The 4,949-nt window shown below is 73.1% G+C and carries 3 protein-coding genes and 1 pseudogene; 2 read left to right on the top strand and 2 right to left on the bottom strand.

Annotated elements, in window-relative coordinates; all coding sequences use genetic code 11:
- Positions 1-51 precede the first annotated feature (51 nt).
- A complete protein-coding gene (locus tag R6V09_RS45835; protein WP_317887404.1) occupies positions 52-1,416 on the top strand; it encodes a DUF58 domain-containing protein in 1,365 nt (454 codons plus the stop codon).
- Positions 1,413-3,794: a transglutaminase TgpA family protein gene (locus tag R6V09_RS45830; protein ID WP_317887403.1), complete on the top strand. Its 2,382-nt coding sequence runs from the start codon at positions 1,413-1,415 to the stop codon at positions 3,792-3,794. The genes R6V09_RS45835 and R6V09_RS45830 overlap by 4 nt, the downstream gene beginning before the upstream one ends.
- A gap of 122 nt (positions 3,795-3,916) precedes the next feature.
- Here R6V09_RS45830 and R6V09_RS45825 read toward each other — a convergent pair whose 3' ends face one another.
- Positions 3,917-4,312, bottom strand: coding sequence for a DUF3040 domain-containing protein (locus R6V09_RS45825; RefSeq protein ID WP_019067767.1), 396 nt, complete (start codon positions 4,310-4,312; stop codon positions 3,917-3,919).
- Positions 4,313-4,589: 277 nt separating this feature from the next.
- A pseudogene (locus R6V09_RS45820) lies at positions 4,590-4,949 on the bottom strand (SAM-dependent methyltransferase); the annotation flags it as partial.

Below are 4,949 nucleotides of genomic sequence, written 5' to 3'. Positions count from 1 at the left end.
CATGGGCCGCGGCACGGCGTCCTACGGCGAGCAGCCGCCCCGGAGGCTGTGATGGCCGTCGGGGGGCCGGGTGTCCCGGAGCCCGAGCGGGACGAGAAGGGCGGTGTCCGTACGGCCCTGGCGGGGCTGACCACCCGCGGTCGCTCGTTCCTGGCCGCCGGAATCGCGGCGGCCGTCTGCGCGTACGTCCTGGGGCAGGGCGATCTGCTCCGGGTCGGACTGCTGCTGGCCGTGCTGCCCCTGGTCTGCGCGACCGTGCTCTATCGCACCCGGTACCGGGTCGCCGGCAGCCGCCGGCTCTCCCCCGCGCGCGTGCCGGCCGGCAGCGAGGCCCGCGTCCATCTGCGGATGGACAACGTCTCGCGGCTGCCCACGGGCCTGCTGATGCTCCAGGACCGGGTGCCGTACGTGCTCGGTCCGCGCCCCCGGTTCGTCCTGGACCGGGTGGAGGCGGGCGGCCGGCGCGAGGTGTCCTACCGGGTCCGCTCCGACCTGCGTGGCCGCTACCCCCTGGGCCCGCTGCAGCTGCGTCTGACGGACCCGTTCGGGATGTGCGAACTGACCCGCTCCTTCTCGACGTTCGACACCCTGACCGTGATCCCGCGCGTGGAGGCCCTGCCCCCGGTCCGCCTCAGCGGCGAGGCCAAGGGGTACGGCGACGGACGGAACCGCTCGCTGGCCCTGGCCGGCGAGGACGACGTGATCCCGCGCGGCTACCGCTACGGCGACGACCTGCGCCGCGTGCACTGGCGTTCCACCGCCCGCTACGGCGAGCTGATGGTGCGCCGCGAGGAGCAGCCGCAGCGCGCCCGTTGCACGGTGCTCCTCGACACCCGGGGCATCGCCTTCGCGGGACAGGGCCCCGACTCGGCCTTCGAGTGGGCCGTGTCGGGCGCGGCCTCCGTCCTGGTGCACATGCTGGAACGGGGCTTCTCCGTACGGCTGTTGACGGACACCGGCAACTCGGTGCCGGGCGAGGGCGCCGACGGGTTCGCGGGCGCGAGCCAGGAGTCGGCGGACGCGGCCGGGCTGATGATGGACACCCTCGCGGTGATCGACCACTCGGACGGCGCCGGCCTGTCCCGGGCCTACGACCTGCTGCGCGGCGGAAACGAAGGGTTGCTGGTGGCCTTCTTCGGCGACCTCGACGAGGAACAGGCGGCGATCGTCGCCCGGATGCGGCAGCGCAGCGGGGGCGCCCTCGCCTTCGTGCTGGACAGCGGCGGCTGGGTGCGCGAGCCGACCGACGTACCCGGACCGGAGAACGAGCAGGAGGATCGGCTGCGGATGCTGCGCGACGCGGGCTGGACCGCCGTGGGCGTGCCGCGCGGCGCGTCCCTGACCGAGCTGTGGCAGCAGGCCGACCGGGAGCGCAACGGCATCACCGCGGCCGGTCTCGGGGAGGGATGGGGATGAGCGGGCGGGCACGACTGGCGCTCGGCGCCTGGGTGGCGACAATGCTGGCGTCCACCGCGCTGATCCCCCTGGTCTCCCCGGCGATCTGGATCTTCCAGGCCGGCTTCATGCTGGCGATCCAGGCCGGGGTGGGCGCGGCGACCCGGCGGGTCCCGCTGGCCCGGCCGCTGACCGTCGCGGCGCAGGCCCTGGTCACGCTGCTGATGCTGACCCTGGTCTTCGCCCGTGAGCAGGCCTTCGCCGGGATCGTCCCGGGCCCCCAGGCCTTCCAACACTTGGCCGACCTGCTGCAGCAGGGCTCGGACGACGTCTCCCGGTACGCGATCCCGGCCCCGCTGCACGACGGCATCCGGCTGATGATCATCGGCGGTGTGCTGGTGGTCGGCCTCGCGGTGGACACGCTCGCGGTCACCTTCCGCAGCGCGGCCCCGGCCGGGCTGCCGCTGCTCGCCCTGTACTCGGTGGCCGCCGGACTCTCCAACAGCAGCGCCGACTGGCTGTGGTTCCTGCTCGCGGCGGCGGGCTATCTGATGCTGCTCCTGTCCGAGGGCGGGGACCGGCTCGCCCAGTGGGGCCGGGTCTTCGGCGGGGCGCCACGCACCGCCCCGGGTTCGGACTCCTCCGGACCGCTCGCCCCGGTCCGCACCGGGCGGCGGATCGGCGCGGTCGCGCTGGCCATCGCCCTGCTGCCGCTGCCCACGATCTCGGGCGGTCTGCTGGACGCCACCGGGACCGGCGTGGGCTCGGGCGTCGGGGGCGGCGGCACGATCTCCGCGGTCAACCCGCTGGTCTCGCTGCGTGACAGCCTGAACGTGGACGAGAACCGCCAGGTCCTGTCCCTGCGCACCGACTCGAACGACCTCTCGGACATGTATCTGCGGATCGTGTCCCTGGACGACTTCGACGGCACCACCTGGAAGCCGTCGCAGCGGCACATCGAAGGCGTGCCGAACACGTTCCCCACGCCGACCGGTCTCGGCGCCGACGTCAAGCGCTCGAAGATCACGACCCGGATCTCGGCCGCGGACTGGTACGCCCAGGACTGGCTGCCGATGCCGTACCCGCCCAGCCGCGTGAACATCGAAGGCAGCTGGCGCTACGAGCCCGTGGGCATGACGGTCGTCGGGGACCACGGTCAGAACACGCGGGGTGTGAGCTACACGGTCACCAGCCTGGACGTGGAGCCGACCGCGGAGCAGCTGGCCACCGCGCCGGCACCGTCGAAGGCCCTGGAGACCCAGTACACCAAGGTGCCGAAGTCGCTGCCGGCGGTGGTGGCCGCGACCGCCCGCCGGGTCACCGCGGGCTCGGCCAACGCGTACGAGCAGGCGGTCAAGCTCCAGGACTACTTCGCGGTGACCGGCGGCTTCCAGTACGACACCCGGGTGGACGTCGGTACCGGCCGCAACGCGATAGCGAAGTTCCTGAAGGACAAGCAGGGCTTCTGTGTCCACTTCTCCTTCGCGATGGCGGCGATGGCCCGCACCCTGGGCATTCCGGCCCGGGTCGCGGTGGGCTTCGCACCCGGCACCCCGGAGGCGGACCAGACGGTGTCTGTGGGCCTGAAGGACGCGCACGCCTGGCCCGAGCTGTACTTCGAGGGCATCGGCTGGACCCGCTTCGAGCCGACCCCCAACCGGGGCTCGGTGCCGTCGTACACCCAGTCGACCACTCCTGGCAGCGACATCCCGGACCCGGCCAGCTCCTCGGCCGCGACGAGCACGGCGCCCTCGGCCGCTCCCTCGGCGAGCGAGAGCTGCACGGCCCAGCTGAAGAAGCTGGAGGGCTGCGCGAGCCAGGCCCCGGCGATCGCGGCGGGCGACGACGGCAGGGGCCCGTGGTGGTATCTGCGGATGTCGCTGCTGGGCCTGGGCGCGCTGTTGCTGCTGACGGTCCCGTTCTCGCCGATGCTGTGGCGGGCCCGGGCGCGCTCGGTACGGCTGGGAGCGCACGGTCGTACGGCGGCGGACGCGGCCGTCCACACGCTGGCGGTCTGGGAGGAACTGACCGATACGGCCTGGGACTTCGGGATCTCGCCGGACGAGTCGCTGACCCCGCGCAAGGCCGCCGACCGGATCGTGCGACTCGGGCATCTCGATCCGCCGACCGCCGCCTCGGTGCACCGGGTGGCGGACGCCGTGGAGCAGGTCCTCTACGCCCCCCGGCCGCAGTTGGCGGCGGGGCTCGCGCAGGACGTGCGCCGGGTGGTCGTCGGTTTCCAGGACACGGCCGGCCGCTCCACACGGCTGCGCGCACTGGTCGCCCCGCGCTCGACCGTCCGGGTGGTGTGGGCGATGTCGGCCTGGTGGGCGTCCGTGACGGCGCGGGCGGCGGAGATCCGGCCGACCCTGCGCAAGCCGTCGGGACAGCAGGGCTGAGGCTCGCCTCCGCGGAAGCAGCGGAGGGGTCAGGGCATACGGGAGGGGGTGACCACCGGTCCGGTGGTCACCCCCTCACTCGTGTTCTGGGGCGCCTCGCGTGGTGCGGAGCCGGGCCGCCGTTACTGGCCCTGTTGCTCGTCGCGGCGGCGCTGCCAGCGCTGCTCGATACGATCCATGACCGAGCGCCGCTGCCGTCCCTGACGGCGGGCGTGCGGAGCGCCCGCGGCGGGCTGTTCGCCAGGCTTCGGAGCCTTGCGCCAGCCGGTCACGGCGAGTACCGCACAGCCCAGCATGACGAGGAATCCCACCACGCTGACCCAAATCTGCTTTGCGACCATTCCTGCCATGAGGAGCGCAATACCTACGAGGAAGCCGGCCACCGCCTGGTAGACCCGTCGCCGGGTGTACGTGCGCAGCCCGCTTCCCTCAAGCGCTGTCGCGAACTTGGGATCTTCGGCGTACAGCGCTCGCTCCATCTGCTCGAGCATTCGCTGCTCGTGCTCAGAGAGCGGCACGGAGTCCTCCTCATCGTGCAGTCGCCGGGGCGACCCGGGGGGTCCCTTCAGGATAGGCAGGGAATCGCCCCCGTGAAACCCGCCCCTCTACGCCAATTGACCAACCGGAATCCGCCATGGCCGTTCCGGCTCGCTGAAGCTTCCATTCCCCAGCAGCCGTCCCGTCATGCCGGGCGGTCTCCCTCGATCATACGGCGCCGGGCCCGCGATCGGGGGGCCTGTGGCGTACTCCATGTGCGGCCGAGCCCCTGATCAGGGCTCCGTCACGGGAGGGCCCTCACGCCTCGCCGGCACCCCGGGTCTCGCCGAGCACATGAAGCTGCGTGGCCACGGAGTGGAACGCCGACAGCTCGGCCACCGCGGCCTCCAGCTTCAGCAGCGCGTCCAGGGCGCCGGGCTCGGTGTCCACGAGCACACCGGGAACCAGGTCGGCGAAGACCCGCACCCCGTGCACGGCGCCGACGTCGAGGCCCGCGCCCTCGACGAACGCGGTGAGCTGCTCGGCGGTGAAGCGGTGCGGGACTGGGTCGGCGGCGCCCCAGCGGCCGTTCGGGTCGTCGAGGGCGTGGCGGGCCTCCGTGAAGTGGCCGGCGAGGGCGCGCGCGAGGACGGCACCGCCGAGTCCGGCGGCGAGCAG

It is taken from the genome of Streptomyces sp. W16, from assembly GCF_033194735.1.
GTDB lineage: Bacteria > Actinomycetota > Actinomycetes > Streptomycetales > Streptomycetaceae > Streptomyces.
This window is presented reverse-complemented; position numbering and strand designations above follow the sequence as displayed.

Bases quoted from the DNA above. Each gene is read 5' to 3' on its own strand.
- R6V09_RS45830 (WP_317887403.1), top strand. From the start codon at position 1,413: ATGAGCGGGCGGGCACGACTGGCGCTCGGCGCCTGGGTGGCGACAATG.
- R6V09_RS45835 (WP_317887404.1), top strand. From the start codon at position 52: ATGGCCGTCGGGGGGCCGGGTGTCCCGGAGCCCGAGCGGGACGAGAAG.